The sequence below is a fragment of the Neorhizobium sp. P12A genome, from assembly GCF_008365395.1.
In the GTDB taxonomy this organism is placed as follows: Bacteria; Pseudomonadota; Alphaproteobacteria; order Rhizobiales; family Rhizobiaceae; genus Rhizobium.
In genome coordinates this window covers 512,664-538,429 of record NZ_QOVX01000002.1, presented here as the reverse complement: position 1 = coordinate 538,429, position 25,766 = coordinate 512,664, and the positions used below count along the sequence as shown (strand labels likewise).

Annotated in this window: 22 protein-coding genes; 9 read left to right on the top strand and 13 right to left on the bottom strand. The window is 60.6% G+C overall.

Annotation, left to right across the window (positions count from 1 at the left end; translation table 11 throughout):
* Positions 1-11: 11 nt before the first annotated feature.
* On the bottom strand, positions 12-446 hold the full coding sequence (gene mscL, locus DTW90_RS08660) for a large conductance mechanosensitive channel protein MscL (RefSeq protein ID WP_149337684.1): 435 nt from the start codon (positions 444-446) through the stop codon (positions 12-14).
* Positions 447-657: 211 nt separating this feature from the next.
* On the opposite strand from mscL, the gene DTW90_RS08655 reads away from it, so the two are divergent.
* The gene (locus tag DTW90_RS08655; protein ID WP_149337682.1) at positions 658-4,161 is read left to right on the top strand and encodes a PAS domain-containing hybrid sensor histidine kinase/response regulator; all 3,504 of its coding nucleotides are present in this window, start codon (positions 658-660) and stop codon (positions 4,159-4,161) included.
* A 64-nt stretch (positions 4,162-4,225) separates the two neighbouring features.
* Here the strand turns inward: DTW90_RS08655 and DTW90_RS08650 are convergent, their stop codons facing one another.
* Complete coding sequence (locus DTW90_RS08650; protein WP_132521053.1) at positions 4,226-5,551, bottom strand: MFS transporter; 1,326 nt, start codon at positions 5,549-5,551, stop codon at positions 4,226-4,228.
* A gap of 228 nt (positions 5,552-5,779) precedes the next feature.
* On the bottom strand, positions 5,780-6,223 hold the full coding sequence (locus tag DTW90_RS08645) for a nuclear transport factor 2 family protein (protein ID WP_132521051.1): 444 nt from the start codon (positions 6,221-6,223) through the stop codon (positions 5,780-5,782).
* 145 nt (positions 6,224-6,368) lie between these two features.
* On the opposite strand from DTW90_RS08645, the gene DTW90_RS08640 reads away from it, so the two are divergent.
* On the top strand, positions 6,369-6,851 hold the full coding sequence (locus DTW90_RS08640; protein WP_132521049.1) for a GNAT family N-acetyltransferase: 483 nt from the start codon (positions 6,369-6,371) through the stop codon (positions 6,849-6,851).
* A gap of 3 nt (positions 6,852-6,854) precedes the next feature.
* On the opposite strand, the gene DTW90_RS08635 is transcribed toward DTW90_RS08640, so the two are convergent.
* Entirely contained in the window at positions 6,855-8,219 is a 1,365-nt protein-coding gene (locus tag DTW90_RS08635) for a diguanylate cyclase (RefSeq protein ID WP_149337680.1), read from the bottom strand.
* Between the two features lie 281 nt (positions 8,220-8,500).
* Here DTW90_RS08635 and DTW90_RS08630 point away from each other — a divergent pair, with 281 nt between their 5' ends.
* Positions 8,501-9,202, top strand: coding sequence for a hypothetical protein (locus DTW90_RS08630; RefSeq protein ID WP_149337678.1), 702 nt, complete (start codon positions 8,501-8,503; stop codon positions 9,200-9,202).
* A 70-nt stretch (positions 9,203-9,272) separates the two neighbouring features.
* Here the strand turns inward: DTW90_RS08630 and DTW90_RS08625 are convergent, their stop codons facing one another.
* Positions 9,273-9,644 (bottom strand): hypothetical protein, encoded by a 372-nt coding sequence (locus tag DTW90_RS08625; RefSeq protein WP_149337676.1) that lies wholly within the window; start codon positions 9,642-9,644, stop codon positions 9,273-9,275.
* Positions 9,645-10,639: 995 nt separating this feature from the next.
* Between DTW90_RS08625 and DTW90_RS08615 the strand changes: the two genes are divergently transcribed.
* Positions 10,640-11,029, top strand: coding sequence for a hypothetical protein (locus DTW90_RS08615; RefSeq protein ID WP_149337671.1), 390 nt, complete (start codon positions 10,640-10,642; stop codon positions 11,027-11,029).
* Positions 11,030-12,107: 1,078 nt separating this feature from the next.
* Here the strand turns inward: DTW90_RS08615 and DTW90_RS08610 are convergent.
* Complete coding sequence (locus DTW90_RS08610) at positions 12,108-12,386, bottom strand: hypothetical protein (RefSeq protein WP_149337669.1); 279 nt, start codon at positions 12,384-12,386, stop codon at positions 12,108-12,110.
* A 288-nt stretch (positions 12,387-12,674) separates the two neighbouring features.
* On the opposite strand from DTW90_RS08610, the gene DTW90_RS08605 reads away from it, so the two are divergent.
* Positions 12,675-13,391, top strand: a complete 717-nt coding sequence (locus tag DTW90_RS08605) for a nitroreductase (RefSeq protein ID WP_149337668.1) — start codon at positions 12,675-12,677, stop codon at positions 13,389-13,391.
* Positions 13,392-13,434: 43 nt separating this feature from the next.
* Complete coding sequence (locus DTW90_RS08600) at positions 13,435-13,839, top strand: cupin domain-containing protein (RefSeq protein ID WP_188079907.1); 405 nt, start codon at positions 13,435-13,437, stop codon at positions 13,837-13,839.
* Positions 13,840-13,899: 60 nt separating this feature from the next.
* Here DTW90_RS08600 and DTW90_RS08595 read toward each other — a convergent pair whose 3' ends face one another.
* The 4 genes from DTW90_RS08595 to DTW90_RS08580 form a co-directional block, all read right to left on the bottom strand.
* Positions 13,900-15,336, bottom strand: coding sequence for a DUF1254 domain-containing protein (locus DTW90_RS08595; RefSeq protein ID WP_149337666.1), 1,437 nt, complete (start codon positions 15,334-15,336; stop codon positions 13,900-13,902).
* Positions 15,337-15,542: 206 nt separating this feature from the next.
* Positions 15,543-16,418 (bottom strand): dienelactone hydrolase family protein, encoded by an 876-nt coding sequence (locus DTW90_RS08590; protein WP_149337664.1) that lies wholly within the window; start codon positions 16,416-16,418, stop codon positions 15,543-15,545.
* Positions 16,419-16,474: 56 nt separating this feature from the next.
* Positions 16,475-16,909: an SRPBCC domain-containing protein gene (locus tag DTW90_RS08585; RefSeq protein ID WP_149337662.1), complete on the bottom strand. Its 435-nt coding sequence runs from the start codon at positions 16,907-16,909 to the stop codon at positions 16,475-16,477.
* On the bottom strand, positions 16,906-17,241 hold the full coding sequence (locus DTW90_RS08580; RefSeq protein WP_149337660.1) for a metalloregulator ArsR/SmtB family transcription factor: 336 nt from the start codon (positions 17,239-17,241) through the stop codon (positions 16,906-16,908). The genes DTW90_RS08585 and DTW90_RS08580 overlap by 4 nt, the downstream gene beginning before the upstream one ends.
* A gap of 179 nt (positions 17,242-17,420) precedes the next feature.
* On the opposite strand from DTW90_RS08580, the gene DTW90_RS08575 reads away from it, so the two are divergent.
* Positions 17,421-18,197, top strand: coding sequence for an adenylate/guanylate cyclase domain-containing protein (locus tag DTW90_RS08575; protein WP_149337658.1), 777 nt, complete (start codon positions 17,421-17,423; stop codon positions 18,195-18,197).
* A gap of 85 nt (positions 18,198-18,282) precedes the next feature.
* Here the strand turns inward: DTW90_RS08575 and DTW90_RS08570 are convergent, their stop codons facing one another.
* The 3 genes from DTW90_RS08570 to DTW90_RS08560 form a co-directional block, all read right to left on the bottom strand.
* A complete protein-coding gene (locus DTW90_RS08570) occupies positions 18,283-20,496 on the bottom strand; it encodes a 3-hydroxyacyl-CoA dehydrogenase NAD-binding domain-containing protein (RefSeq protein ID WP_149337656.1) in 2,214 nt (737 codons plus the stop codon).
* Between the two features lie 136 nt (positions 20,497-20,632).
* Positions 20,633-21,841 (bottom strand): acetyl-CoA C-acetyltransferase, encoded by a 1,209-nt coding sequence (locus DTW90_RS08565; protein ID WP_149337654.1) that lies wholly within the window; start codon positions 21,839-21,841, stop codon positions 20,633-20,635.
* Positions 21,842-21,917: 76 nt separating this feature from the next.
* The gene (locus tag DTW90_RS08560) at positions 21,918-23,714 is read right to left on the bottom strand and encodes an acyl-CoA dehydrogenase C-terminal domain-containing protein (protein WP_149337652.1); all 1,797 of its coding nucleotides are present in this window, start codon (positions 23,712-23,714) and stop codon (positions 21,918-21,920) included.
* Positions 23,715-23,926: 212 nt separating this feature from the next.
* Here DTW90_RS08560 and DTW90_RS08555 point away from each other — a divergent pair, with 212 nt between their 5' ends.
* Together DTW90_RS08555 and DTW90_RS08550 are read left to right on the top strand one after the other, a co-directional pair.
* Entirely contained in the window at positions 23,927-24,772 is an 846-nt protein-coding gene (locus DTW90_RS08555; protein WP_149337651.1) for a protein-L-isoaspartate O-methyltransferase, read from the top strand.
* Positions 24,773-24,868: 96 nt separating this feature from the next.
* Positions 24,869-25,606, top strand: a complete 738-nt coding sequence (locus DTW90_RS08550) for a glycerophosphodiester phosphodiesterase family protein (protein WP_149337649.1) — start codon at positions 24,869-24,871, stop codon at positions 25,604-25,606.
* The last annotated feature ends 160 nt before the right edge of the window (positions 25,607-25,766 follow it).

Here is a 25,766-nt window from a genome sequence, read left to right as displayed (position 1 = left end):
TATGCAAGACCTCAGACTGCCGGGCGCTTGGCCAGAAGATCGCGGATTTCCGTGAGAAGCGCTACATCAGCCGGCGGCGGGGCGGCCTCGGCGGCCTTTTCCTCATGCCGTTCGACCTGCTTGCGCAGCGTATTCACGCCCTTGACCATCATGAAGATGATCCAGGCGAGGATCAGGAAGTTGATTACGACAGTCAGGAAGCTGCCATAGGCGAAGACGGCGCCCTGGGCGCGGGCTGCAGCGAGCGACGGCGCGTTCACCGCCGATGAAAGCGGAATGAAATAGTTCGAAAAATCAAAGCCGCCGAAGACGGCGCCGACGATCGGCATGATGATGTCGTCAACCAGCGATTTGACGATGCCGCCGAAGGCGCCGCCGATGATCACACCGACGGCGAGATCCATGACGTTGCCGCGGGCGATGAAGGCCTTGAACTCATTGAGCATCGAATAGTCCCCTTTGCGTTGCCGTTGAACATGCCTTTGAATTCGTTAGCTACATCTTTGACGACGATCTTCAATAGTCAACTGTTCTTATTTGAAGCGCCTGCATCGCCCGGGCCCGCCGGCTTTGACTTAAGGCTTAGATGCAGACCGATGTTCAATACACGCGGTTTGACCTAAACTGCCCCGGGGGAGAAAGATGCCGGGAGGGTCGATGCTTCCAGGATGGGTAATATTCGGCTCCGCGTTCGGCTATCTGTTGCTGCTGTTCGCAGTCGCCAGCTATGGAGACAGAAAGAGCCGCCTGCAGGCGTCGCCGCTGCACGGCCGCCCCCTGGTCTACGCGCTCAGCCTCGCCATCTACTGCACATCCTGGACCTATTTCGGCAGCGTCGGCCTCGCCTCTCAAAAGGGACTGGAGTTTCTCGGCATCTATATCGGGCCGATCCTGGTCTTCACGCTCGGCATGCCGATCCTTCGCCGGATCATCGAACTTGCCAAGGCGGAGAAACTGACCTCCGTCGCCGACTTTATCGCCGCACGCTACGGGAAGAATTCCACCGTCGCGATGATCGTGGCGCTGATCTCCCTGGTCGGAGCGATCCCCTATATCGCTTTGCAGCTCAAGGCGGTTTCCGCCAGCGTGTCGGCGATGGTCAATCCGTCGGATTACGGCATCGGCAGCGGCAACCTCTATTTTCTCGACCTGCCGCTGATCGTCACGATCGTGCTCGCCTGCTTTGCCACGATGTTCGGCACGCGCCACACGGATGCTACCGAGCATCAGGACGGTTTGATCCTTGCCATCGCGATGGAGTCTCTCGTCAAGCTTTTGGCCTTCCTGACGCTCGGTTTCTGCGTCATGTGGCTTCTCTTCAGCGGACCCGGCGACCTCTGGGCCAAGATGACCGCGAACGACACGGCAATGGCTGCCCTCGAATACAAGACACCACTCAGCCGCTGGATCACGCTGACATTGCTGTCGGCCTTTGCGATCATCATGCTGCCCCGGCAGTTCCATGTGGCCGTGGTCGAGAACCACAGCGCCAAGGAACTGCGCTTCGCCGGCTTCCTTTTCCCGCTCTACCTGGTCGCGATCAATCTCTTCGTCATCCCCGTGGCGATCGGTGGCGTGCTGCTCTTCGAGGGACGCGGCAATGCGGATCTCTATGTCCTGTCGCTGCCGCTCATGGGACAGATTCCTGTCGTCTCGCTCATCACCTTCATCGGCGGTTTCTCCGCAGCCACGGCCATGGTGATCGTGGAATCGGTGGCACTGTCGATCATGGTCTCCAACGATATCATCATGCCGATTTTCCTAAGGCGAAAGCTGATGGGGATAGGCCTGCAACGCGACGATTTCGGTCACAAGCTGCTGCATATCAGGCGGACAGCGATCTTCGGCGTCATGCTGCTCGGCTATGCCTATTATCGCTCCACGGATAGCACGACCGGCCTCGCCTCGATCGGCCTTCTTTCCTTCGCCGCGATCGCGCAGATGGCCCCTGCCCTGTTCGGCGGTCTGATCTGGCGACGGGCAAACGCCCGCGGCGCAATCCTCGGGCTCTGCTTCGGTTTCGTTACCTGGGCCTATCTGCTGTTCCTGCCGAGCCTCGGCGGGCCGGATTACTCGCAGGTTTCCTCTGCCATCCTCTCCTTCGTGTTTCCCGGCGCGAGCCTCTTTGCCGCACCGACCGCCGATCCCCTGGTCAACGCGACGGTGCTGAGCCTTCTGGTGAATACGGCAGCCTTCATCCTCGGATCGCTGACCCGCAACGCCCGGCCGCTGGAGCGCATCCAGGCCGGCATTTTCGTCAAGCGGCATTCCCGTTCGCAATTTGCAACGCGGGGGTGGAAGACGCGGCTCAGCGTCGGGGACCTCAAGATCGCCATCGCCCGCTATCTCGGCGAGGAGCGTATGCAGCGTTCCTTCAACACCTATGAGCGCACGGCCGGGCGACGGCTCGAGGACGACCAGCCGGCAGACATGGCGCTCATTCATTTTTCCGAACAGCTTCTCGGCAGCGCCATCGGCTCGTCCTCGGCAAGGCTAGTGCTGTCGCTTATCCTGCAGAAAACCGAGGATGCCTCGGCAGATACGGCCTGGCTCCTCGATCAGGCGAGCGAGGCGCTGCAATATAACCAGGACATGCTGCAGACGGCGCTTTCGCAGATGGAGCAGGGTATCGCCGTCTTCGATTCCCATCACCGGCTCACCATCTGGAACCGGCGTTTCCGCCAGCTTCTCGACCTGCCCGAGAATGTCGGGCAAGTCGGATATCCGCTCGCTGACATCGTCGCCATCCTCAGCGATCGCGGCGACATAGCTGCCGCCGACCAAAGCCAGGTCGTTCGCCATTTCCTGACGCTCGGCAAGCCGTTTCCGCTGGTTCTTGCCAGCGGGGAGCGCATCATCGAAGTGCGCTCCAACGCCATGCCGGACAAGGGCTTCGTCGCAACACTCACGGACATTACGCAGCGCGTCGCCGCCGACAAGGCATTGAAACAGGCCAACGAAACCTTGGAACAGCGTGTTGCCGAACGCACGGCCGAGCTCACCCGCGTCAACCGGGAGCTCGGCGAAGCAAGGGCTGCCGCCGACGAGGCCAATATCGGCAAGACGCGCTTCTTTGCGGCAGCCGGCCACGATATCCTGCAGCCTCTCAATGCGGCCCGGCTCTATTCCTCGGCGCTGGTCGAGCGGCTGGGCGAGAGCGAAAACAGTCCGGTCGTCCGCAACATCGACTCCGCGCTGGAATCGGTGGAGGCGATCCTGGGTGCCGTTCTCGACATTTCCCGGCTCGATACGGGTGCGATGAAGCCGCGGTTCGGGACAGTCGCGCTATCCGGCCTCCTGGAACGCATCGAGACGGATTTTGCGCCGATTGCCCGCGAAAAGAAGCTCAAGCTCGTCGTCATGCCGACGAAGCTGAAAGTACGCTCGGATCCCAATCTCCTGCGCCGCCTCGTGCAGAATCTCGTCTCCAATGCCATCAAATATACTGTGACCGGCAAGGTGCTGATCGGTGTGAGACGGCGGGGCAAATCCGTTGTCATTCAGGTCATGGATTCAGGCATCGGTATTCCGGCCTCGAAATTCCGCACCGTCTTCAAGGAATTCGCCCGATTGGACGAAGGTGCGCGCACCGCATCGGGACTGGGGCTCGGGCTTTCGATCGTCGACCGCATCTCCCGCGTGCTCGATCATCCCGTCGAGCTGCGCTCGGTGCCGGGCCGGGGCACGGATTTCCGTATCACCATTCCGATCGACCTGACGCAATCGGATACCAAGGCTGTAGCGGCGACCACCTCGGCCGATGGAGTCGCTCAGACGCTCAGGGGCCTTCGCGTTTTGTGCATCGACAACGAGACGAATATTCTCGAAGGCATGCGGCTTCTGATTTCCGGCTGGGGTTGCGATGTGCTCACGGCGGAATCGATCGCGGGGCTCGCCGCGATGCCGGCGAATGGAGCCCCGGACCTCGTCATCGCCGATTATCATCTCGGCGACGGCACCGGCATCGAGGCCATAGGCAAGCTACGCGAGACATTCGGCGGCGACCTGCCTGCCCTTCTGATCACTGCCGACCGTTCGCCCGATGTGCGCGCCGAGGCGGAGAAATATGGCATCGGCCTGCAACAGAAGCCGGTGCGTCCGGCGGCGCTTCGCGCCTATCTTGCCCAGGTTTCGAGCCTGAAGCGCGCTGCGGCGCAGTGAAATCGACCCTTTCCGGGACCATGGTTTAGGGAGCGCCTGCGGGCAGGCGCTCCCCTTTTCGGGATCAGTGGGCGCGGCTACCGCTTGCAGCCGGAGCACTGTCGACGATCCAGCGGCGATGCGAGCCGAGGGCGATCAGGAGCAGCACCGAGAGGAAGCAGCAACCGGCGAGAATATAGAAGCCGATATCGCCATTTCCGGTCGCTGCATCGACATAGGCCTTGATCTGCGGCGAGGCGAAGCTGCCGAGATTGCCGAGCGAGACGATGAAGGCGATGCCGCTCGCAGCCCCGACGCCGCCGAGATAGCGCGTCGGCAGGCTCCAGAAGACCGGCTGCGAGGAGGCAAGGCCCGGAACGGCGATGCAGGCGGCGATCACCATCACCCACGGGTTCATGGTCAGGCCGATCGTGCCGAGTGCGATGGTGCCGAGCGTCAGCATGACGATGCAGACGATGCGGTGATTGTCGTGCTTGTCTGCATAGACCGTGAAGATGCGGGTTGCGATCAGCGCGCAGAACCAGGGCAGGCCGAGCAGCACGCCGACCCAGGTGTTGATGCTGCCGCCCATGGCCTGCGCCAGACGGGCCGGGAAATAGAAGGTGATGGGGCCGACGCCGACCTGGATGAAGAGATATATGCCGATGAAGGCCAGCACGCGCCAATCCTTAAGCACGCTGAAGACGGAGTGGCGCACCTCGGAGAGCTTGCCGCGCTCCTCGGCCTCGATGACTGAAGTCAGCGCCTTCTTCTCTTCATTGGTGAGCCATTTCGCCTCGCTGGGACGGCTCGTCAGGTAAAAGAGGCCGACAATGCCGACGATCGTCGCCGCAAGGCCCTCAACCGCAAACATCCACTGCCAGTTGCTGAGCCCGAAGACATCATGGTGCGTCAGCAGCCAGCCGGAAAGCGGAGCGCCGATGACGAGCGAAAGGGGCACGCCGAGATAGAAGAGGCCGGTGGCGCGGGCGCGTTCCTTGGCGGGGAACCAGTAGGTCAGATAGAGCAGCACGCCCGGATAGAAGCCGGCCTCGCAGACGCCGAGCATGAAGCGGACGATGTAATAGGTCGTCGCGGTATGGGCAAAGACCATGCAGGCAGAGACGATGCCCCAGGTGATCATGATGCGGGAGAGCCAGAGACGGGCGCCGACGCGCTGCATGATGAGGTTGCTCGGCACTTCGAAAGTGGCGTAGCCGAGGTAGAGGATGCCGGCGCCGAGCGCATAGGCCGCATCCGAAATGCCGGTATCGGCCTGGTAGGCCGTCTTGGCAAAGCCGACGTTGGAACGATCGAGAAAGTTCAGGACCAGCATGAGCCCGAGGAAGGGCAGAAGCCGCATGGTCGCCTTGTGGACAGCGCTCTTCAGCGCCGGATTATCATCTTTCATGTCACTCCTCCCAGAGCGTGGCCGGTTTTGGAAGGAGGAACGACACGGCCCGGGCCGTTCCGCTGTCATCGGGCCGGGCAATGAGAGACCGGCCGCCGTCATGCATCGGCAGCCGAAGGCATACCCGCGCATATTGCATATACGCAGATTATCTTCATGGGTAAAGATGTCAAACAGGCTCAGCGAACTTCCGCTTCTTTTCACAGAGCGGCAGGCCGCTGTTCCGGCCTAGGGTTTCAATCCAAGCTCGGCGAGGCCGCTGCCATCCATGGCGAAGGGCACCGAGCCATGCACATGGGCGATCTTCCAATCACCGCTGATCTTCCTGAGCCCGACGGTCTGGCGGAACCAGAGATCGACCTTGACGCCATCTGTCTTGGTGCCGGTCATGTGTACCAGCCCGCGCCAGAGGGCCACATCAGCACCGGCGATCAGCTCCGTATCGCGGACATCGCCGCCGATCGGCCCGTCCCAGGTGTCGAACCATTGCTGCAGGTCTTCGGCATCCCGGCCCTTGTATTGCAGCGGCGGCGCCAGCGTATATTGCACGACGTCTTCCGTGAGATAGGATTCCGCCTCTACCGCTCGCTTGGCGCCGATCGCGTCGCCCCAGGCGGCAAGCACCGCCTCGATCGCGGCTTTCTCGCCCTTCATCTCCACCTTTTCGGTCATGGCATGTCTCCTCTTCGGTTGATGATAGTCCAAGGACGAAGGGGGTGGACGCCACCCGACATTATCCGCCAATCTTTCTGCTATTCACCGTGGAGGCGGTGAGCTAGAGCATCTAAAGTGTTCTATGGAGCGAACGGACGGTAACATGCTTATACGCCCGGTAGTTGAGAGTGATCGAAGCGCGATATGGGGGATTATAGGCCCGACGATCCGCGCTGGGGAAACTTACGCGCTGGATCCTGATCTTTCCGAAGCGGATGCGCTTGCCTACTGGCTGGGACCGGACCGCGAAACGTTCGTTACCGAAGACCAGGGCGCTATCGTCGGGACCTATTACATCAAGGCCAACCAGGCGGGTGGCGGACGGCATGTCTGCAATTGCGGCTATATGGTCGACCCCGCGGCCGGCGGAAAGGGCGTTGCCCGCAGGATGCACGAGCATTCGCTCGATCATGCCAGAGAGCGCGGATTTCGGGCGATGCAGTTCAATTTCGTCATCAGCAGCAATGTGCGGGCGGTAAAGCTCTGGACCTCCGTCGGCTTCGATGTCGTCGGCCGCCTCCCCGGCGCATTCCTTCATCCGACCGAAGGCTATGTCGACGCGCTTGTCATGTACCGCAACCTCTAGCGTTCAACGGCGCGCCGCGGCCGACCGACGGACATCCTTTTCGGACCCTGACGCGGCCACGTTCGAGGCCGTGACAACGCTGCCGCGGCCGAGGGACTTTGCCTGGTAGAGCATGGCGTCCGCCGCATTGAGGGCGGCATCGCAGGTCGTGTCCTTGTCCGCGACCTCGCTGATCCCGAACGAGGCGCCGATGGCAATATTGCAACGCGGCAGGGCGATCGGGCTTGAGAGCGAGGCAGACAGGCGGCGGCAAACCTGCTCGGCTTCCGCAAGCGACAGGTCTGGCATCAGGATCGCGAATTCGTCGCCGCCCAGACGGAAAAGCCGGTCCTCCTCCCGCGTTCCCGACCGAAGCCTTGCGGCGACGACTTTCAACAGCTCGTCACCCATCGCATGACCATGGCTATCGTTGACGCCCTTGAAGCCGTCGAGATCGATGCAGACGACCATCAGTGGTCCGGCGTCGGATAGCGTCTTGAATTCCTCAGCCAGCAGCGAGCGATTGGCGATGCCCGTCAGGAAATCATGCGTGGCCGCGTGCCGCATCTGCCGCTCGCGGCTGACCAGCATCTGCGCAGTCCCCTGGGACATACGGACCAGGAAGAAACCGCCGGCCAGGAGAACGAGGCTGACGGTGACGATCAGCGGCAGCGACTGGTAGAGCACATCCGCCGCCGGTGCGGGCGGACGCCAGGAGAGGACCTCGACCTCGCCTTCCGAACCGACGGCGATTTCTACGCGGGCGCGGTCGCGCGTGACTGACGACAGCGGGCTGACATGGGCGTCGTCAAGCAGAAAGCGCTCTCCGAAGAAATCCTGCAGGCTGCCGGCGATGGGCATTGCCGTGATCAGGATCGGCGCGCGATCGCCCTTCGGCTTGGCTGTGCCGAAATCCGGCTGAAACAGGCTGGCGGAAAGAAGAACGGCCTCTTCCCCCAAAACCTCTATTCGGCTGATGGCAATGGGCTTGGGAATGCCGGGCTTGGCAGGCGTGAGTTCCCTTTCGCGCACGTTTGCCACGAGCTGAGACGCATCCTTTACGATTGCGGCCGGCCCTCTCATGAAGAATGGGCGGGCTTTCACCGTATCGTCCGTTCGCGAATAGAGGATCGCATCGCTGGAATTCAGAACAGCTGCAAAGCGCGTTCGCGAGGTGCCGATCAATGAGGCGCCAATGTTGCGGTCAGTCCATTCGAAATTGAAGCTGTTGTCCAGATTTGCGATCGCCTCGTCCCAGATGGTCCAGGCGGTCAGCGAAAATTCGATATCGCTGATCCAGAGCGCGATATTGCGCTCGACCAGCGCTTCCTGCCGATGCCGCGCCTCGGCATCGATCCGGGCGACGCCATAATAGGGGAAGGTCGCCATTCCGAGGATCAGCAGCGCTACGCCGGCAATGGTGGGGCCAATGAGTCTGAATGAACGAAGCGCATCGCCAATGCCAAGCTGTCCCTGGAGCCGATCATAGTGGTTGATTGGCGCCCATAGTGGTCTGCAGAGCTTACGATGGGGTTATCGTAGGATGATAAATTAGAGATTGCCGGAGAATTCTGCCGCTCATGCGCTTGAAAGGTCTTGCGGCCACCTTGCCGCCAGCTTGCCACAATCTGCCGCCTATCTCTGTGCGCCGGGACCGTGGAGGAGACATCATGAGACTGATTCTTGGCCTTGCGGCCTTTCTTGTTGCTGCTATCGCGGCAATCGCCTTTGCCTATCCGGCGGCCGCGGCCGTCGCCTGCCCTTCCTGCTATGGCTTTGCCGACATGGGCGGCAATCTCTATCTCGAAAACTCCATGACGCCGCAGGAGCGCGAAGACGCGCAGGCGATCGTGGCGCAGGCGCGCGATCGGGTGAAGACATTTTACGGCGCGCTTGATGGCAATCCGCGCATCCTGATCTGCAAGACCGATGCCTGCTACGACCCGATGGGCGGCAAATCGCATGGGATCGCGCTGCTCGACAAGGCGCTCTTCCTTTCGCCGCGCGGCGAAAACGCCGTCATCGCCGCCCACGAGCTTTCCCATATCGAGCTGCACAGCCGGCTTGGCCTTGAAAAGACCTGGAACAAGGCCATTCCGCAATGGTTCGACGAGGGCCTTGCCGTCAATATTTCCAACGATCCGCGCTACCTGAAACCGGAAGGGACTGCCGACCGCTGCATCCTCGAGCCCGAGGCCAACATGCCGACCACCCGCAACGCCTGGGTGGAAAGCGCCCAGACCCGCGACCTCTACGCCAAGGCCGCCTGCAAGGTCAGCCGCTGGCTTGCCGCGCATGATGGCGCGCAAGGGGTGGTGAAGCTGGCAGCCGACGTCGCTGCTGGCGAGACCTTCGAGGCGGCGGGGCGGTAGGCCGCCGCACAGCAAGCGCCGGCCCGGCTCGCGCCGTGGCGGGTCAGGGCCGGGTGCTGACCGCAGATTTTCACTTCCGGCCCTTTTCTTCCCTGGCCCGCTGCAGTTCCTTCGCCCGCTCCAACAGCGCATTGAGCGTCTTCACGATTTCAGCGTGGCGCTCCACGCTGTTGCCGACGCAGGGCGGACAGGCACGGTGATAGCGCTCTTCATATTGCGCTTCCGTCAGGAACCCCTTGCAGCGCTTGGCGCGGCGACAAGGGGAAAGGCTGCAGCTCTTCCAATAGCCGAGAACGGTTGCCGGGAGCTGGGTGAACTTCTGATAGGCGCGGTGCTGCTCGCGCTCCGTGAGCCTTCGGTACTCGCCATAGGTAAGGCCGGGCATGAAGAGCTGCCTGTCCTCCTCCTCGATCTCCCGGCGTCGTTCCTCTTCGCTTTTCATCGCCATCCCCTTCCGGACATGCTCCATCATCCACCCGGCCGGTCCGGCCGCATGCGTTGCTCCAATTGATCGGAGAGCCCACACGAATGCGGAACCTCATTTTTGTATAAATCTGTGGCTCCGCATTCGCGTGGCCTTCGGCGTTCTTTCGGGGCATCCCTCCCCTACAGGTGATCACCTCGCCTCGCTGCATGGCTTCATTCGCGATTTCCTTTCGGGAAATCCTGCCACTTGCACGGCTCAACCGAACCGGGCACGGCTGCCCGGGGGAGGCTTGATAGGGCAGACATCAGTAACCCGATACTTACCCATGGCTTTCACCTCTTCCGCCCTTTCCGCACGTTACGGATCAAACGAAAGCGCCGGCCCCCGCCTGCCCGCGAACGTCTCGCGAAACACTCCGGCGACGGAAGCGGGAGGATTGTAGGCATGGGTGATGGGGGTGGGGATGAAAGTATGTGTAAGGCGTTGTTATCTCTTGTGCAGCCTTGCCGAATACCGGCCCAGTTGAGCCATCAATGGCAGCTTTCGGCCCGAAGCGGTCATTTCTACAACATCATGAGCTTTGAAGAGTAGATCATGCTGGCCTCAATCTCTCATCAGTTCCCTTCGCGCGCGTTGCCACTCATTCCAGCAGTTCTCAGGGTCAATATCGAGGTAACCGCGTTCCTCGTCCATTCTTCTGGCAACATCGCGCGGGACCGCGATTGCCTCGCAGTTATCGCGGATTCCGATGACCTCGTCCTCTGTCAGAGGACTTCCCTTGGTTCGCTCCCGGCTAAGCAGCGTGGCAACGAGACTGGGTACCGGATAGATAATAAGGTTTCCGCTATCGCTCATAGGCCACCTCTCGAACCGCAAACTCCGACATCGAAGTGGCGGCGCAAACGCACGATATGAAAGGACGAGAACTCGCGCAAGACGTTTAGTTGGCGGCTTGCATTTCTCGTTTCGATACGACAATCTCGAAACGACCTATTGGGATGGGGACTTTCATGCAACTCACCATTATCGCGTTGGCTTTGGCCATCGGTACGAATCCATTGCCGACAGCACCTCTCTCTTTGGAGACGCAAGTGGTTGCATCGGAGCCAACAAGTCAGTTGGATTGCATCAACCCGCACGGAAAAACAGAGAAATATCTGGTGACCTTCATAACGGATAACGTCCCGGAGAAAACCGTGTGGACGGAAGACGCTTTAAGGTCGGAATTAATGTCATTTGATAATTATATGACGCTTGAGGATTGGGAGCAGGTCAAAGCGGTTATCGCATCTGGTCGAAGAGAACGGCTGCCCGTGACAGACAGTTCGAACTACGTAGAATTATGCGCCACAGACCCCTATGCTCCGCCTACCAACACGTGGACCGGCGCTCCGATTTAGCTGTAATCTCAATTCATCAACATCGTCTGACCGCTCACTCCAGCCCTAACCAAGGAGCAACGCATGCCCAAGACCGTCGTCGGCCCAAAGCAGACCTGCAATTGACGCAGTGTCATGATATCAAGGCCGGTGCAACCACACTGCACTGGGCGATTGTATGAGCGGACCAAACGCTACACGGCGGGCAATAAAGCGACTTTTCGTCATCATTACAGTCATTACTTGGGTACCGTTAGTTTGCATTTTCGCCTTTTTAGCGGTGGTTTTGACGCCAGAAGACTCGGCGCAAGGGGCACTTGTCATAATTGGCATTCTTCCCCTCATCGAATTTATGTTTGTTGTGTGGGTTGTCATCGCAGTGGGCTATGCCATAGCCATGTTCGCGACCGGGCCTAGGCGCAAGTCGCCGCAATGAAACTTCCGGTGCGTGGTTGCCTTGCCAAAGAACTCGTCATGACGACCCACCCCACTCTAACCACAAATCTAGGTCTTGTTGACAAAGTATGTTTGATTGAGAAGGCTTGGGCCGCCATAGCAGTATGAGCGAGAGTTAGAATGGTCCAAGCCCCGCGATTGGATGCCGCGACAAATTGGAAACCGATAGAGATATTGTCCGACGCGGCAAGCTCGTTTCGGGCGGTTATTGAACGAAGCGAAACACACGGATTGTTTCGATACTCTGTTGAACGATATTTCGGTCCAATAAAAGAAGATTGGGGGCAGTGGCCTGAAGTTTTTTGGCGGACCCAATCGTATTCGGGGTTATATGAATCACTCGTTGAAGTAGCGAAAGAGGCACGAGTTTCTATCGAGGCCCAGTGGAACCTCGTGGCGAGGTAACATCTGCAATTGCATCCCCATCCTCCCAACCTTAGATCTTGTGGGAGGCCGCTTTCGGCCCGAAGCGGTCAAAGGCTGGTTACGGCCAGTCCCATTGCTATTGGTTTCATCCAACGTGGAGCAAGTGGTGAACCGAGATCAAGTCGAAGTATGCTTGCGACGCGGCGTGACGTTCACGCCGTCTCCTCCGTCAACTAAGGTAAGAATTTCCGACACCGCGCTGCAAGGCATCCAGCCACTAAATGGCTTGAGACATCCGCCTGAGTCCGGCACCAGCGGTTGGTTCATTTGGGGTGGAGATGAATTTTCCACCGACCCCGAATTCTTCAAGCCGATGCATATTTCTCATTTGGAACACCAATGCCCCGCCGTCGTTCGATATCTTGGCCTTCCTCCCGGTTGGCGATTTCTTATTGCTTCGCGTCATGAGGATATTTGGTTTGATACCAATCCTCTCAGCATAACTTAAATTGACGGCTTCTGGTGGATAGCGGACATTGCCATGGCACAAGGCCATCTACCTTACCCAACCCCAAAATCTACCAGCCCCGAAGCGTACGATACCTCTCTGTCGTCCTTCAGTGGACTGGTGGGGACATCGGGCGGCCAGCTACCCAGACGCGCCCCACGAATTCGGCCGCTAAACCCAAAACAACCACCGCATCGGCATCACCTCACCTAACCTTCGGTATGACCCCGCCTGATCAAACGTCGTGCGCCGGCAGACACTGCGCAGGATTGGTCGGCTTATCCTGGCTTGGTACCTTTCTGGCTGCCGAGGGCATAGCAGAGAAGGCGAGTGATCATGGACGTGTATGAGGCGGTCAAAAGCCGGCGGGCGGTGCGCGGGTTTGTCGATCGGGAGGTCCCGAGCGAGGTGCTGGAGCGCGTGTTTTCCGCTGCTGCCTGGGCTCCATCCGGGTCGAACATCCAGCCGTGGAATATCTATGTGGTGACGGGAGCGCCGCTTGCCGAACTGAAGAAGCGCGCCGGCAAACGCGTGGTCGCAGGGGACCCCTGGGACGAGCGGGAATATGAAATGTACCCGTCCGCGCTGAAGTCTCCCTATCGCGAGCGCCGGTCCGCCTTCGGCCATGAGCGCTACAGCGCGCTCGGCATTGCCGATGGCGACTGGGAGGCGAGCCAGAGAGCGGCTTCCGCGAACTGGAACTGCTTTGGCGCGCCCGCCGCCCTGTTCTGCTACATCAGCCGCGATCTCGGTTTCCCGCAATGGGCCGACCTCGGCATGTATCTTCAAACAGTCATGCTGCTTCTGCGCGGCGAAGGCTTGCACAGCTGCACCCAGATGGCCTGGTCGGTCTATCGCAAGACCGTCGCCGAGATCCTGTCGCCACCCGAAGGGCTCATGCTCTTCTGCGGCATGTCGATCGGCTATGAGGACGTCAAGGAGCCCTACATCCGCACGGGCCGGGCGCCGCTTTCCGAGACCACCACCTTCGTCGGCTCGACTTCGCAACGGGTGCCGCACATCGCGCCCGGGGATTCGTTGCTGGATTTATGAAATCTGTGCCCCGCTCTCATCAACAACCACAGGGATTACGACCATGAATTCAACTTTGTTAAGGCTCGTTGTGTCGGCTGGACTTTGCCTGTCCGGCACCTTGGCGGTTGCCGCCGAAAATGACGTCCACGTCACGCCGCTCATGCAAAAGGACCTGCCAAACTATCCGGGCAAGGAGGGGCTGATGATATTGGTCGAATATGGACCGGGAGCCGCCGATCCCATCCACAAGCATGACGCCAACGCCTTCGTCTACGTTCTGGAAGGCCAGATCGTGATGCAGGTGAAGGGAGAAAAGGAAGTCACCCTGTCGCCGGGGGAGACCTATTACGAAGGACCTTCCGACATTCACGTGGTCGGCCGCAACGCAAGCAAGACCAAGCCGGCGAAATTCGTCGTCGTGCTGCTCAAGAACAAGGGCGCTCCGGTTCTCACACCCGTGAACTGACATCGGGCGTCATCGCAAGGGATGCCGGCCGGCCCTCCCTTGCGATCTCTTGGTCCGCTGTCACGCCTTCGTGACGGATGGTATCACCCATGATCCATCGAGGATCGACGGCGATTTGTCGTCCGGCCAGTAGAGCCGCATCATCAGGATGAACTTTTCCTTTGGTGCGGGCAGCCAGTTGGATTCCTTGTCGGCGCCGGGAGATTTGTTCTGGATGTATATGTCGACAGAACCATCCGGATTGGCCTTCAGATCCTGCCGCGCGCTGATCGAATAGCGGTTGAGCGGATTTTCGACGAAGAAATACTTGTCGTTATACATCGTTATCGACCAGAACCCGCGCACGGGCGGCATCTGGTCCTTGGGAAAGGTCAGGACATAATTTTCCGACCCGCGATAGGCGCGGGCGAGAACTCTGTCCTTCGATTTCGTCGAGGTCGGATAGATGGCATCCTCGGGACGGTTGGCGCCAAGCCCGATGGCCGCAATCAGAGCCCGCTGCACATAATCCGTTCCGTAGATGCCCGTCTTGGTCGTGTAGCCCCAGCCGTTAACATCCTTGATGTCGCCATCGCTTGCCTTGAAGTGCAGCATGATGCGCCCGAATGCGATTTCGGGGATGCGCTTGATGAAATGCGCATCCAGCTTGCTCTTGTCGAAATCCTGCCCCGGAACGATGCCGATTTCGGCCATCCTGGCGACCATGTCGGCGTCGGCATCGGCCGGCGGGTTGGTCTTCAGGAGTTCGGCGAGCAGCGTGAAATACTCGACCGCATTCATCCGGTTGACCTGGTCGCGGACCGCCGTCTTCATATCGATCTTGGGATCGACCTTGCCGAGCGGCGGTTGCCACTCCTTGCCGTAGCTGCTGAGCGGGACGAGCTTGCATTCATCCTGCAATGCGTGGACTTCCTTGTAGTCCTCCGGCGTGCCGGTGCAATAGATGCGTCCGAGTATCCAGACGATGCTGGTCGGCGACTTGTATTCCGTGACGCCGTCGGGGAGTTCGCCCTTCCATCCGGGACCGGTGATCGCATAGGTTTGCGCTCCGCCGCCCGTCGTTCTCTTGCCCGGCACCTGGAAGACCGTGGTCCATCCGTCCAGCATGGGAAACAGGAAATACCGGTCCTTCATGTCAGGGATCGAAAAGACCCAGGGTTCCTTCTCCACATCGATGAATGCCGTCGTGTAGAGCGTATCCGCATTCGGCGCCGTGACATCCTTGAACGATGCATCCGGATATTCACGCAGCTTGATGATCTGCCCCATCGGCCCTTTCGTACCCTTGACCCTGGGGACGTTGGTCACCACCCGCCGCGTCATCTCCATCGTTACCAACGGATAGCCGTAGATATAGGCATCGACGGCGAGCCAGAAATCGCTTCTCCCTTCGAAGGGATCGACGAGCGGATCGTCGACGGCATGTGCAGGCGAAAGCGAGGTTGCAGCAAGCAATGCAATGCCGCCGAGCGACACGGTACGACGTGTGACTTTCATTTTCTCCCCCGATGTATTGGCTTACGTCCCGGAGCCTGAATTGGCTTGCCCGACGTTTAAGCCACCCCTCGCAACATTAGCATCGCCTAAATAAATGAGAAATACAACGTAAGGCTTAGCCGAAATTGGGGGCTTGAGCAGGCGCAGCGGCTGTGGCGTGACCGCTTCTGACGGGGGAGCAGATATCGACGGGGCTTGCTTGACGATTAGCTCAAGCCCAAATCCGCCAGCCAATCGCGAAACAGATTGATCCATCCGTCCGATGGCATCCCCTGCTTCGCCATGCCGAAGCCGTGCTCGCCCCGGCGGTAGACGTGCATTTCGGCGGAGCGATCGGCGTCGGTCCAGTTGGAATAGAGGCGTTCGACCATGCGGTAGGCGACGATGTCGTCCTGCGCGACGACGGTGAAGAGCGGCGGGGCATCTTCAGGCACCTGACGTCCCTGGGTTTCGCCGCCATAGATCGGTGCTGCGAAGGCGAGCGGGGCTGCGCGCGGATCGAGCGCCACATCGGTTACCAGAAACGCGCCGGCGGAGAAGCCGATCATGCCGACCTTGTCCGCCGAAAGCCCCCATTCTGCCGCCCGTTCGCGCACGATGGCGATGGCGCGGCGGCCGTCGTCAGCGGCGGCGGCGCGCGCGGCATCAAATATCCCGTAGGGCTTCACCTCATCCATGCCACGCAGCGCCCTGCGCCCTCGCTGCGGCATGTCGATGCCTGATATCAGTGCCTGCTCCCAGGCCTCGTAGTCTTCAGGCGCTTGCGGCGTGCCGTGCACGCGGTATTTCAGGAGAAAGGCGGTGTAGCCCTCGGCCGTCAGCCAGCTTGCGACGTCTGTCCCCTCATGTTCCATCGCCAGGATGCGCCAGCCGCCGCCGGGGCAGACGATCACGCCGACGCCGTTCGGCCTTTCCGGCCTGAAGACGCTGAGCGTCGGCTCCGACACGTTGCGCAGCATCGTCGCGGACCTGGCCGTGCCGACCGGTTTGCTGAAGGTAATCTCGGGGCCGACACCCTCCAGTCTGGTCGGCGGTCCCTCGGGCCAGAGGCGGATCACATCATCGGGCGGGGTCTCGGTCATGGCTAATTCCTCGAGCAATTGGGCGTCATCGCGCCTGATTGATGGACGGGCGGCTATCAGGCACTGCGGCGCGTTCCGCCGGCAAAGATGTCGCTGAATCGTTCGGTGATGGCGCCCCAGCCCCTCTCGTGCGCCCTTGCCATGTCATCGTTCGGCAGGCCTGAATGCACCAGGGTCAGGAGCGTGCCCTCGCCATTCTGCTCGAATGTGACGGTAACCGTCGATTCCAGGCCCAGCGTATTTGGCGACATCCAGGATATGCGGATCAGGCCCGGCCGCTCCATGTTAAGGAACCGCCCATAGTGGGGCGTGCTGCCGAGGGAGAGCCAGTACCAGAGCCCGTCGACCCTGGGATCGACGATGAGCTTCTCGTTTCCATGCCAGGGTGTGCCGGGAACGCTGGGATCGAGCCAGGCATCGAATACCTTGCCCGGAGACGCCGGGATCGTCCGTTCGAGCTTGATTGCCACGGTTTCTGCAGTTGCCGTCATTTGCTGTCTTTCTCCTCCCTATTCCTCTCCTCGAAGTAACCCTCGAATTGATCGAGGCGCTCGTTCCAGAAGTGCTCGTATTCGTTCATCCATTCAGCCACCTCGCGGAGCGGTTCGGCCCGGAACGAGATGAAGACTTCGCGGCCCTGTTTCCGGCGTTCGATCAGGCCGGCCCTTTCCAAGAGCTTCAGGTGTTTCGTCACCGCGTTCAGGGCCGTGTCGAAGGGTTTTGCGATATCCAGGAAGCGCGCCGGCCCATTGGCCAGCTGCCCGATGATCGCGCGGCGCGTCGGATGCGAAATGGCCGTCAATATATCCGTCAAGTGATCCATGCCTATATTACACCATATGGTGTAATGTTTTGCAAGCCTGTCGTGCCGTGGACCACAGGGCGGACACCCCAATTAATTCCGATAACCCTAATATTTCAACAGTTGCAAAAATCTGAAGGATGGCACAAGCTCAAGCTGTCATAAACCAGCGAGCCTTTCGGGGGGACGGATAGCGGAAGATGACAGTAGTCTCCGATCAAATCGGATCGACCCACCATGCCAACGCCCTCATCTGCCGGGGGTGCTGGGACCAGATGCGCGTGCCGATCCCGATCCGCGGGCCGCTCGCCCTTCCCTTGCGCGCCTTCGGCATCACCCGCAGCAAGATGAACCCCAACATCTGCACGATCTGCGAGCGCTCGTTTCGCTACGTCAAAAAGCAGCGTCACATAACCGCCAACGCCACCATTCTGTTTGCAGATATCAGGGGGTTCACGGCACTGTCGGAGCGCATCGAGGTAGTCCGCCTCAGCGAGATCGTCAGCCTGTTTCAGGATCTCTGCGCGCAGGCGATCTGGGCGCATGACGGCATCGTCAACAAGCAGATGGGCGACGGGCTGATGGCGATCTTCAATTTTCCGATCGCCAACAGGGATCACGCCTATGCGGCGATCATGGCCGCGCTCGACATCCAGAAGAGCTGCAGCGCAGCGCTCGACGCCTTGAACCTGAATCTGGAGGGAATGCCTGATGAGAAGCTGGGCGTCGGCGTCGGTATCCATAGCGGCGATGTCGAGATCGGCGAGTTTTCCACCTTCCGCAGCGATTTCACAGCGATCGGCGGCGCGGTCAACCTGGCGGCAAGGCTGGAATCCAAGGCCACAGCGGGCGAGATCCTGGTGTCGTGTGAGACGGCTGGCCGCGAGCCCGACCTTATGAGCGGGACCGAGACGCGCCTGCTTACGCTGAAGGGGATCGAGCAGTCGGTGACGGCAAGGGTGCTTGTGAGGCGTTGATGGCTCCCCCCTTCTCCCCGCGAGAAGAGGGCTGGGCGCAGGTGGCTTGGTTTCTTCTCCCCCGCGGCGAGAAGAGGAAAGCCGGCTAAGCGGCCTGCTTCTTTCCATAGGGATCAAACCGGCCGTAGAAGGTCTCGCCCTTGGCGGCCATGTCCTTCAGCAGCGCGGTCGGCTTGAAATGATCTCCGTAAGCCGTGGCTAACTTTTTGCAGAGCGCGACGAAGGCCTTTACGCCCATGCCGTCGATATAGGAGAGCGTGCCTCCGGTGTAGGGCGCAAAGCCGAAGCCGAGGATCGAGCCGACGTCTGCCTCGCGCGGATCGGTGACGATGCCCTCCTCCATGGTGCGGGCGGCTTCGAGCGCGATGGTCACCAGCAGGCGCTGTTTCAGCACTGTCACGTCGACCTCGGAAGCCTGCTTCTGCGGGTAGAATTCCTTGAGGCCGGGCCAAAGCGACTTCTTGGCCGGTTTCGCGGGATAATCATAGAAGCCCTTGCCGTTCTTGCGGCCACGGCGGTCGAGCTCGTCGACCATCCTGTTGATAAGCTTCATATGTTCCGGGGCGACGGCCGCGGGGCCGAGATCGGCGACTGACGCCTTCAGGATCTTCTGGGAAAGGTCGATCGCGACTTCGTCGTTGAGCGATAGCGGACCGACCGGCATGCCGGCCATCTTGGCGGCATTCTCGATCATGGCCGCCGGCACGCCTTCGATAAGCATGTCATAGGCTTCGTGGATGTAGCGGAAGACGCAGCGGTTGACATAGAAGCCGCGCGTGTCGTTGACGACGATTGGCGTCTTCTTGATCGCGGCGACGAAATCGAGCGCGACCGCAAGGGCGCGGTCTCCCGTCTCCTTGCCTGTTATAACCTCGGTCAGCATCATCTTCTCGACCGGCGAGAAGAAGTGGATGCCGATGAACTGGTCCGGCCGCTTCGAGTTTTTCGCAAGGCCTGTGATCGGCAGGGTCGAGGTGTTGGAGGCGAAGATCGCCGTTTCCGGCAGGATGGCCTCGACCGCCTCGATGACCGCCTTCTTCACCTCGCGGTCCTCGAAGACAGCCTCGATGACGAGATCGGCATCCCCAAGGTCGGCGTAAGCCGCCGAGGGCGTGATGTTGCCAAGGAGGGCTGCTGCCTCTTCCTGTGTCAGTCTTCCCTTACCGATCGAATCCTTGACCAGCGTCTCGGAATGCGACTTGCCTTTGGTGGCGGCCTCTATGTCGCGGTCGATGAGCGTGACCCGGATGCCCGCTGCAGCCGTGACATAGGCGATCGCGCCGCCCATGAAACCGGCGCCGACGATTCCGACATGCTTCAGCTCGGCCTTCGGGATTCCTGCAGGGCGACGGGCGCCCTTGCCGAGTTCCTGCATGGAGATGAACAGCGAGCGGATCATCGAGAAGGCTTCGGTCGACTGCAGTACCTGGGTGAAATAGCGCTGCTCGATCTTGAGGCCGGTGTCGAAGGGTACCTGCAGGCCTTCATAGACGCATTTCAGTATCGCGAGTGCGGCGGGATAATTGCCTGCGGTCTCGCGGCGGAGGATGGCGGGGGCTGCCGGCCAGAGCTGGGCGGAAGCCGGCGTCCAGATGCCGCCGCCAGGCACCTTGAAGCCCTTTTCGTCCCAGGGAGCGACTGATTTCAGCCCGTCCTTGATCATCTGCTTTGCGGCTATGATCAACTGGTCAGGCTCGACGACCTGGTGCACGAGGTTCATCGCCTTGGCACGAGCGCCGGTCAGCGACTGGCCCGTCGTCATCATCTGCAGCGCCGATTGCGCGTCCGTCAACCGCGAGATGCGCTGCGTGCCGCCGGCGCCGGGGAAGATGCCGACCTTCACCTCCGGTAGGGCGATCTTGACGCTCTTCGAACTGGAGACGACGCGGCCGTGGCAGGCAAGCGACATTTCAAACGCGCCGCCCATGCAGGTGCCGTTGATCGCCGAGACCCACGGCTTGCCTGATGTTTCCAGCTTGCGGAAGAGGCCAGTCATCTGCCCGACGAGATCGAAGAGTTTTTGCGCTGCCGCAGCCGGGTCCTTCGCGTTCTCCTCGTTGTAGAAGGTGAACATCGATTTGATCATCGAAAGATCGGCACCGCCGGAGAAGGTGGACTTGCCTGACGTGATGACCACGCCCTTGAGAGTAGTGTCGGCGCTCGTTTCCTCGACGATGGCGTTCAGCTCGTCCATCACCTCCTCGGTGAAGACATTCATCGACTTGCCGGGCATGTCCCAGGTGACGAGGGCGATATTGTCGGCGTCGGTTTCGACGGTGAAGTTCGTGTAGGTGGTCATGTGGGATTTCCTTTTCCCGGACGATCTTTGCGGCAAAGCCCCTCCCCTGGTGGGGAGGGGTTGGAGAGGGGAATTTGCGGTGAAACCCCTCCCCTCGCTTACGCTCGACCCTCCCCAAAAGGGGGAGGGTTAGCCCTCAAACCCTCTCGATCACAGTCGCCGTGCCCATGCCGGCGCCGATGCAGAGCGTTACCAGCGCGGTGTTGAGGTCGCGGCGCTCCAGCTCGTCCAGCACCGTGCCAAGGATCATCGCGCCGGTTGCGCCGAGCGGATGGCCCATGGCGATGGCGCCGCCGTTGACGTTGATCTTGTCGTGGTCGATCTCGAAGGCCTGCATGTAGCGCAGCACGACGGCGGCGAAGGCTTCGTTCAATTCAAAGAGGTCAATGTCGGCGAGCGTCATGCCGGTGCGCTTCAACAGCTTTTCCGTAACGTCGACCGGGCCGGTCAGCATCAGAGCCGGGTCGGAGCCGATATTGGCAAAGGCTTTTATGCGGGCGCGGGGCTTGAGGCCCATGCTCTCGCCGCCGGCCCTGGAGCCGAGCAGCACGGCGGCCGCGCCGTCGACAATGCCGGACGAATTGCCGGCATGGTGGACATAGTTGATGCGCTCGACCTCCGGATGCGCCTGAATGCCGACGGCCTCGAAGCCGCCCATCTCGCCGGGCATCTGGAACGAAGGATTGAGCGCCGCCAGCGCCTGCATATCGGTGCCGGGGCGCATGTGTTCGTCATGGGCAAGGATCACAAGACCGTTCTGGTCCTTGACCGGAATGACAGACTTGTCGAACCAGCCACCCTTCCAGGCATGAGCTGCACGCTTCTGGCTCTCGACCGCATAGGCGTCGACGTCGGTGCGGGAGAAGCCGTATTTGGTGGCGATCAGGTCGGCCGAGACGCCCTGCGGCATGAAGTAGGCCGGGAAATTCACCGAGGGATCCATGAACCACGCGCCGCCCGACATGCCGAGACCGACGCGCGACATGCTTTCCACGCCGCCCGATATAACGATGTCGTCTGCCCCTTGCGCGATCTTGGCCGCGCCGAAATTCACGGCATCGAGGCCGGAGGCGCAGAAGCGGGAAATCTGCATGCCGGGAGCAGTGGTCGAATAGCCGGCCTCGAAGGCGGCGGCCTTGGGGATGACGGCGCCGGCGTCCATGACCGGGTCGACGCAGCCCATGATGATGTCGTCGACGGTTGCCGTATCCAGCCCGCTGCGATCACGGATCGCCTCCAGCGTCTTGGCGGCAAGGCGCACGGAGGGAACCTCATGCAGGCTCCCGTCCTTCTTGCCGCGCCCACGCGGCGTGCGGACGTGGTCGTAAATGAAAACGTCGGTCATTTCAGTCTTCTCCCTGGCGGCCGTCGGGCCGTTGAATTCGTCTTCTCTTCTCCCCTCGGGGAGAAGGGGCGCCCCGTCAAAACGCCTCGGCGCTCAGCGTCATCATCGTTTCCGCGCCGGTTTCGATGCGGGCCTTGCGCAGCGCGGTCTCCGGCATGATGCGCTCCATGAAGAAGCGCGCGGTCACGAGCTTGTTGCGCAGGAACTCCTCGCGGGCGGTCTCGCCTGCGGCAAGCCCTTCCGTTGCCGCCCTTGCCATCTTTGCCCACATATAGCCGAGAACGACAAGGCCGAAGAGGTGCATATAATCGGTCGAGCCGGCGCCGGCATTGTCGGGCTTGGCCATGGCATGCTGCATGAACCACATGGTCGCGGCCTGCACGTCGTTCAAGCCCTTTTTCAGCTGCTTGGTGAAGAAGGAGAGCTTTTCGTCATTGCGGTTTTCCTCGCAGAAATCGCCGATCTCCTTGAAGAGCGCCATGACGGCACGGCCGCCGTTGAGGCCGAGCTTGCGGCCGACGAGATCGAGCGCCTGAATGCCGTTCGCGCCCTCATAGATCATGGTGATGCGGGCATCGCGGACATACTGGCTCATGCCGTTTTCCTCGATATAGCCATGGCCGCCGAAGACCTGCTGCGCCATGACCGCGTGCTCGAAGCCCTTGTCGGTCATCACGCCCTTGAGGATCGGCGTGACGAGACCAAGGATATCGTCGGCGGTCTGGCGCTCCTTTTCGTCCGTCGCGCGGTGGGCAATATCAGACTTCAGAGCAGTCCAGAGCAGGAAGGCGCGGCCGGCCTCGTTGAAGGCGCGCATGGTCATCAGCGAGCGGCGGATATCCGGATGAACGATGATCGGGTCGGCCTTTTTGTCCGGCGCCTTGGGGCCGGAGAGCGAGCGGCCCTGGAGCCGTTCGCGGGCATAGGCAACGGCATTCTGATAGGCGATCTCGGCAACCGAGACACCCTGCAGGCCGACGCTGACGCGGGCCTCGTTCATCATCACGAACATGGCGTTGAGGCCACGATTTTCCGCGCCGATCAGGTAACCGGTCGCCTCGTCGTAATTCATGACGCAGGTGGCGTTGGCGTGAATGCCCATCTTGTGTTCGATCGCGCCACAGGAAACGCCGTTGCGCTCGCCGAGCGCGCCATCCTCGCCAACCATGAATTTCGGGACGATGAAGAGCGAGATGCCCTTGGTGCCCTCGGGCGCGCCTTCGATGCGGGCGAGCACCAGATGGACGATATTGCCCGTCATGTCGTGTTCGCCGGCAGAAATGAAGATCTTCTGGCCTGTGATCTTGTAGCTTCCATCGGCTTGCGGCACCGCCTTGGTGCGCAAAAGGCCGAGATCCGTGCCGCAATGCGGTTCGGTCAGGTTCATCGTGCCGGACCATGTGCCCTCGACCATCTTTTGCAAATAGGTCTTTTTCTGCTCGTCCGAGCCATGAGCGAGGATGGCGGCAATCGCGCCCTGCGTCAGACCAGGGTACATCATCAGCGACATGTTGGCAGCAGAGGTGTATTCGCAGACTGCAGCATGCAGCGTATAGGGCAGCCCCTGGCCACCGAACTCTTGCGGCACGGCAAGCCCGATCCAGCCGCCTTCGCGATAGGCGTCGTAAGCGTGCTTGAAGCCCTTCGGTGTCGAGACAGTGCCGTCAGCGTGGCGGGTGCAGCCTTCCTGATCGCCGGAATAGTTCAGCGGAAACAGAACCTCCTCCGCCATCTTCGCCGCCTCGCCGAGGATGGCCTCGATCATGTCAGGGGTAGCGTCGGCAAAACCGGGAAGATTGTTATAACGCTCCAGCCCGAGAACGTCGTTAAGAACGAAAAGCGTATCGTCCACGGGGGCCTTGTAGGTGGGCATCGTCTGAAATCCTCCAATTCGCAAGCCGGCGGCCATAATGCATATAAAATATTGACGTGCGCGTAAACGTCAAATTTATGCGATCAAACGCTATCCTTGCCAATCGACGGCAGCATGACAACATCACAACAAGAAAATCGCTTGCGGCAAATACAACTCCGAATGATGGTATCCCGCGTCAAATTCCACCGACGGGCTTATGGAGGACGACCATGCCTGCGACAGGCAGAGCGACACTCGACGAGATCAGGCATTTCTATGCCAGGCTGATGGCGGCGGCGAGCAAGTCCGCCGATCCGCGTCTGGAGCGGATATTCGAGATCGTACCGCGAGAGGCCTTTCTCCCGCCCGGCCCCTGGCACATCATGGTCGGGTCGCAATATTTCGAAACGCCGAGCGCCGACCCGATCTACCTTTACCAGAATGCGCTGGTTGCGCTCGACGTCGGCAAGGGCATCAACAATGGCGAGCCGTTTCTGCATGCAGCATGGATCGGCGCGGTCGCGCCCCAAAGCGGCGAGACCGTCACCCATATAGGCGCGGGCGCGGGATACTATACCGCGTTGCTGTCGATGCTGGTGCTGCCGAACGGGCATGTCTATGGCTTCGAGAGAGAGGATGGCCTGGCGAACCGCGCGCGGGACAATCTCATCCCTTTCGAGGGCGTCGATATCATCCAGGGGGATGCGACCACACAGCCCCTTCCGCCGTCCGACGTCATCTATGTCAATGCCGGTGTCGCCCGTCCGCCGCTTTCCTGGCTGAAGGCGCTGCGACCGGGCGGACGGATGATCTTTCCCTGGCGCCCTGCCGACGATATCGGCCTTGCCATGCTGGTTACCTGGACAGAAGCCGGATTTCGGGCAAAGCCATTGATGCCATCCTGGTTCATTCCCTGTATTGGCGCATCCAGCACCGATGAATGCGTTCGAGCGCCAAACGGCCGTGACGCACGGCGCGTACGCTCGCTATGGCCGACCGAAAGCCGCGCGCCCGACGAAAGTGCCATGGCCGTCTATCGCGATGTCTGGTTTTCATCCGACGAGCTTGATTACTAGGTCCTGTTACTAGGCCCCGTTACTGGGCCTTGTCGCAAAGCCGACATTTAAATCGGACAATAACGCATCCTCCTTCATAGCTCAGGTGAAATACCGGTGACTTTCGGATCATGGACGGATGCCTCGCACAAACCGCTCGTCATCGCCCATCGCGGCGGCGCGCTGCTGGCGGCGGAAAACAGTGCGGAGGCCTTTCGCGCGGCAGAGGCGGCCGGCGCCGATGCGGTCGAAACCGACGTGAGGGTGACGGCGGATGGTGTGCACGTCTGCGTCCATGACGCCGATCTGCAGCGGCTATGCGGCGATCCGCGTACCGTTGCCGAGCTTGACCTTGCAACTTTGCGGCAATTGCTGCCCTCCGTGATGACGCTGCCGGAGGCCATATCCGCATCGTACCCGCTCGGCCTGCTGCTGGACGTGAAGCTGATGGAGGAGACCCATCTTCCCGCCATCATTGCTTCCGTGGCTTCCGCCGGCGCGACCGCGCGCACCATTCTCGGCTTACGCGATATCGCGCTGATCCGTGCAGCACGAGAGATGGCCGCCGACATGGCGATCCTCGCACTTGTCAGTGATCCGGATTCGGCTGTCAACGCTCGGCTTGCCGGCGCGAACTGGTTCCGGCTCTGGCAGGGGGCGCTGACCGTGGAGCGGGCAAAATCAGTACGCGAGAGTGGATTGCGGCTCGCAATCATGGTCGGCCAGCCCCGCAGCGTACCGCTGCCGGAATATCCGCCTTACCCCGTCGGCAAGGTGGATGGCGATGGGCTTGCAAGGATTGCCGAAAGTCTGCCCGATGCGATCATGCTCGACGATCCCAGGCTTCTGGCCTAGGGCAATTTATAGTTTTATTTGTATCGATACTAATTTTAGAAATTGCAAATGTCGGCCTGGTTGCGGCGCGAATGGCCAACTCGCAACAAAAGGTTAAAAAAATCCGACGGAAATTAACCGCTTGTTTACCACGTCTAATGAATTGTGCGCGGTGAAAGTG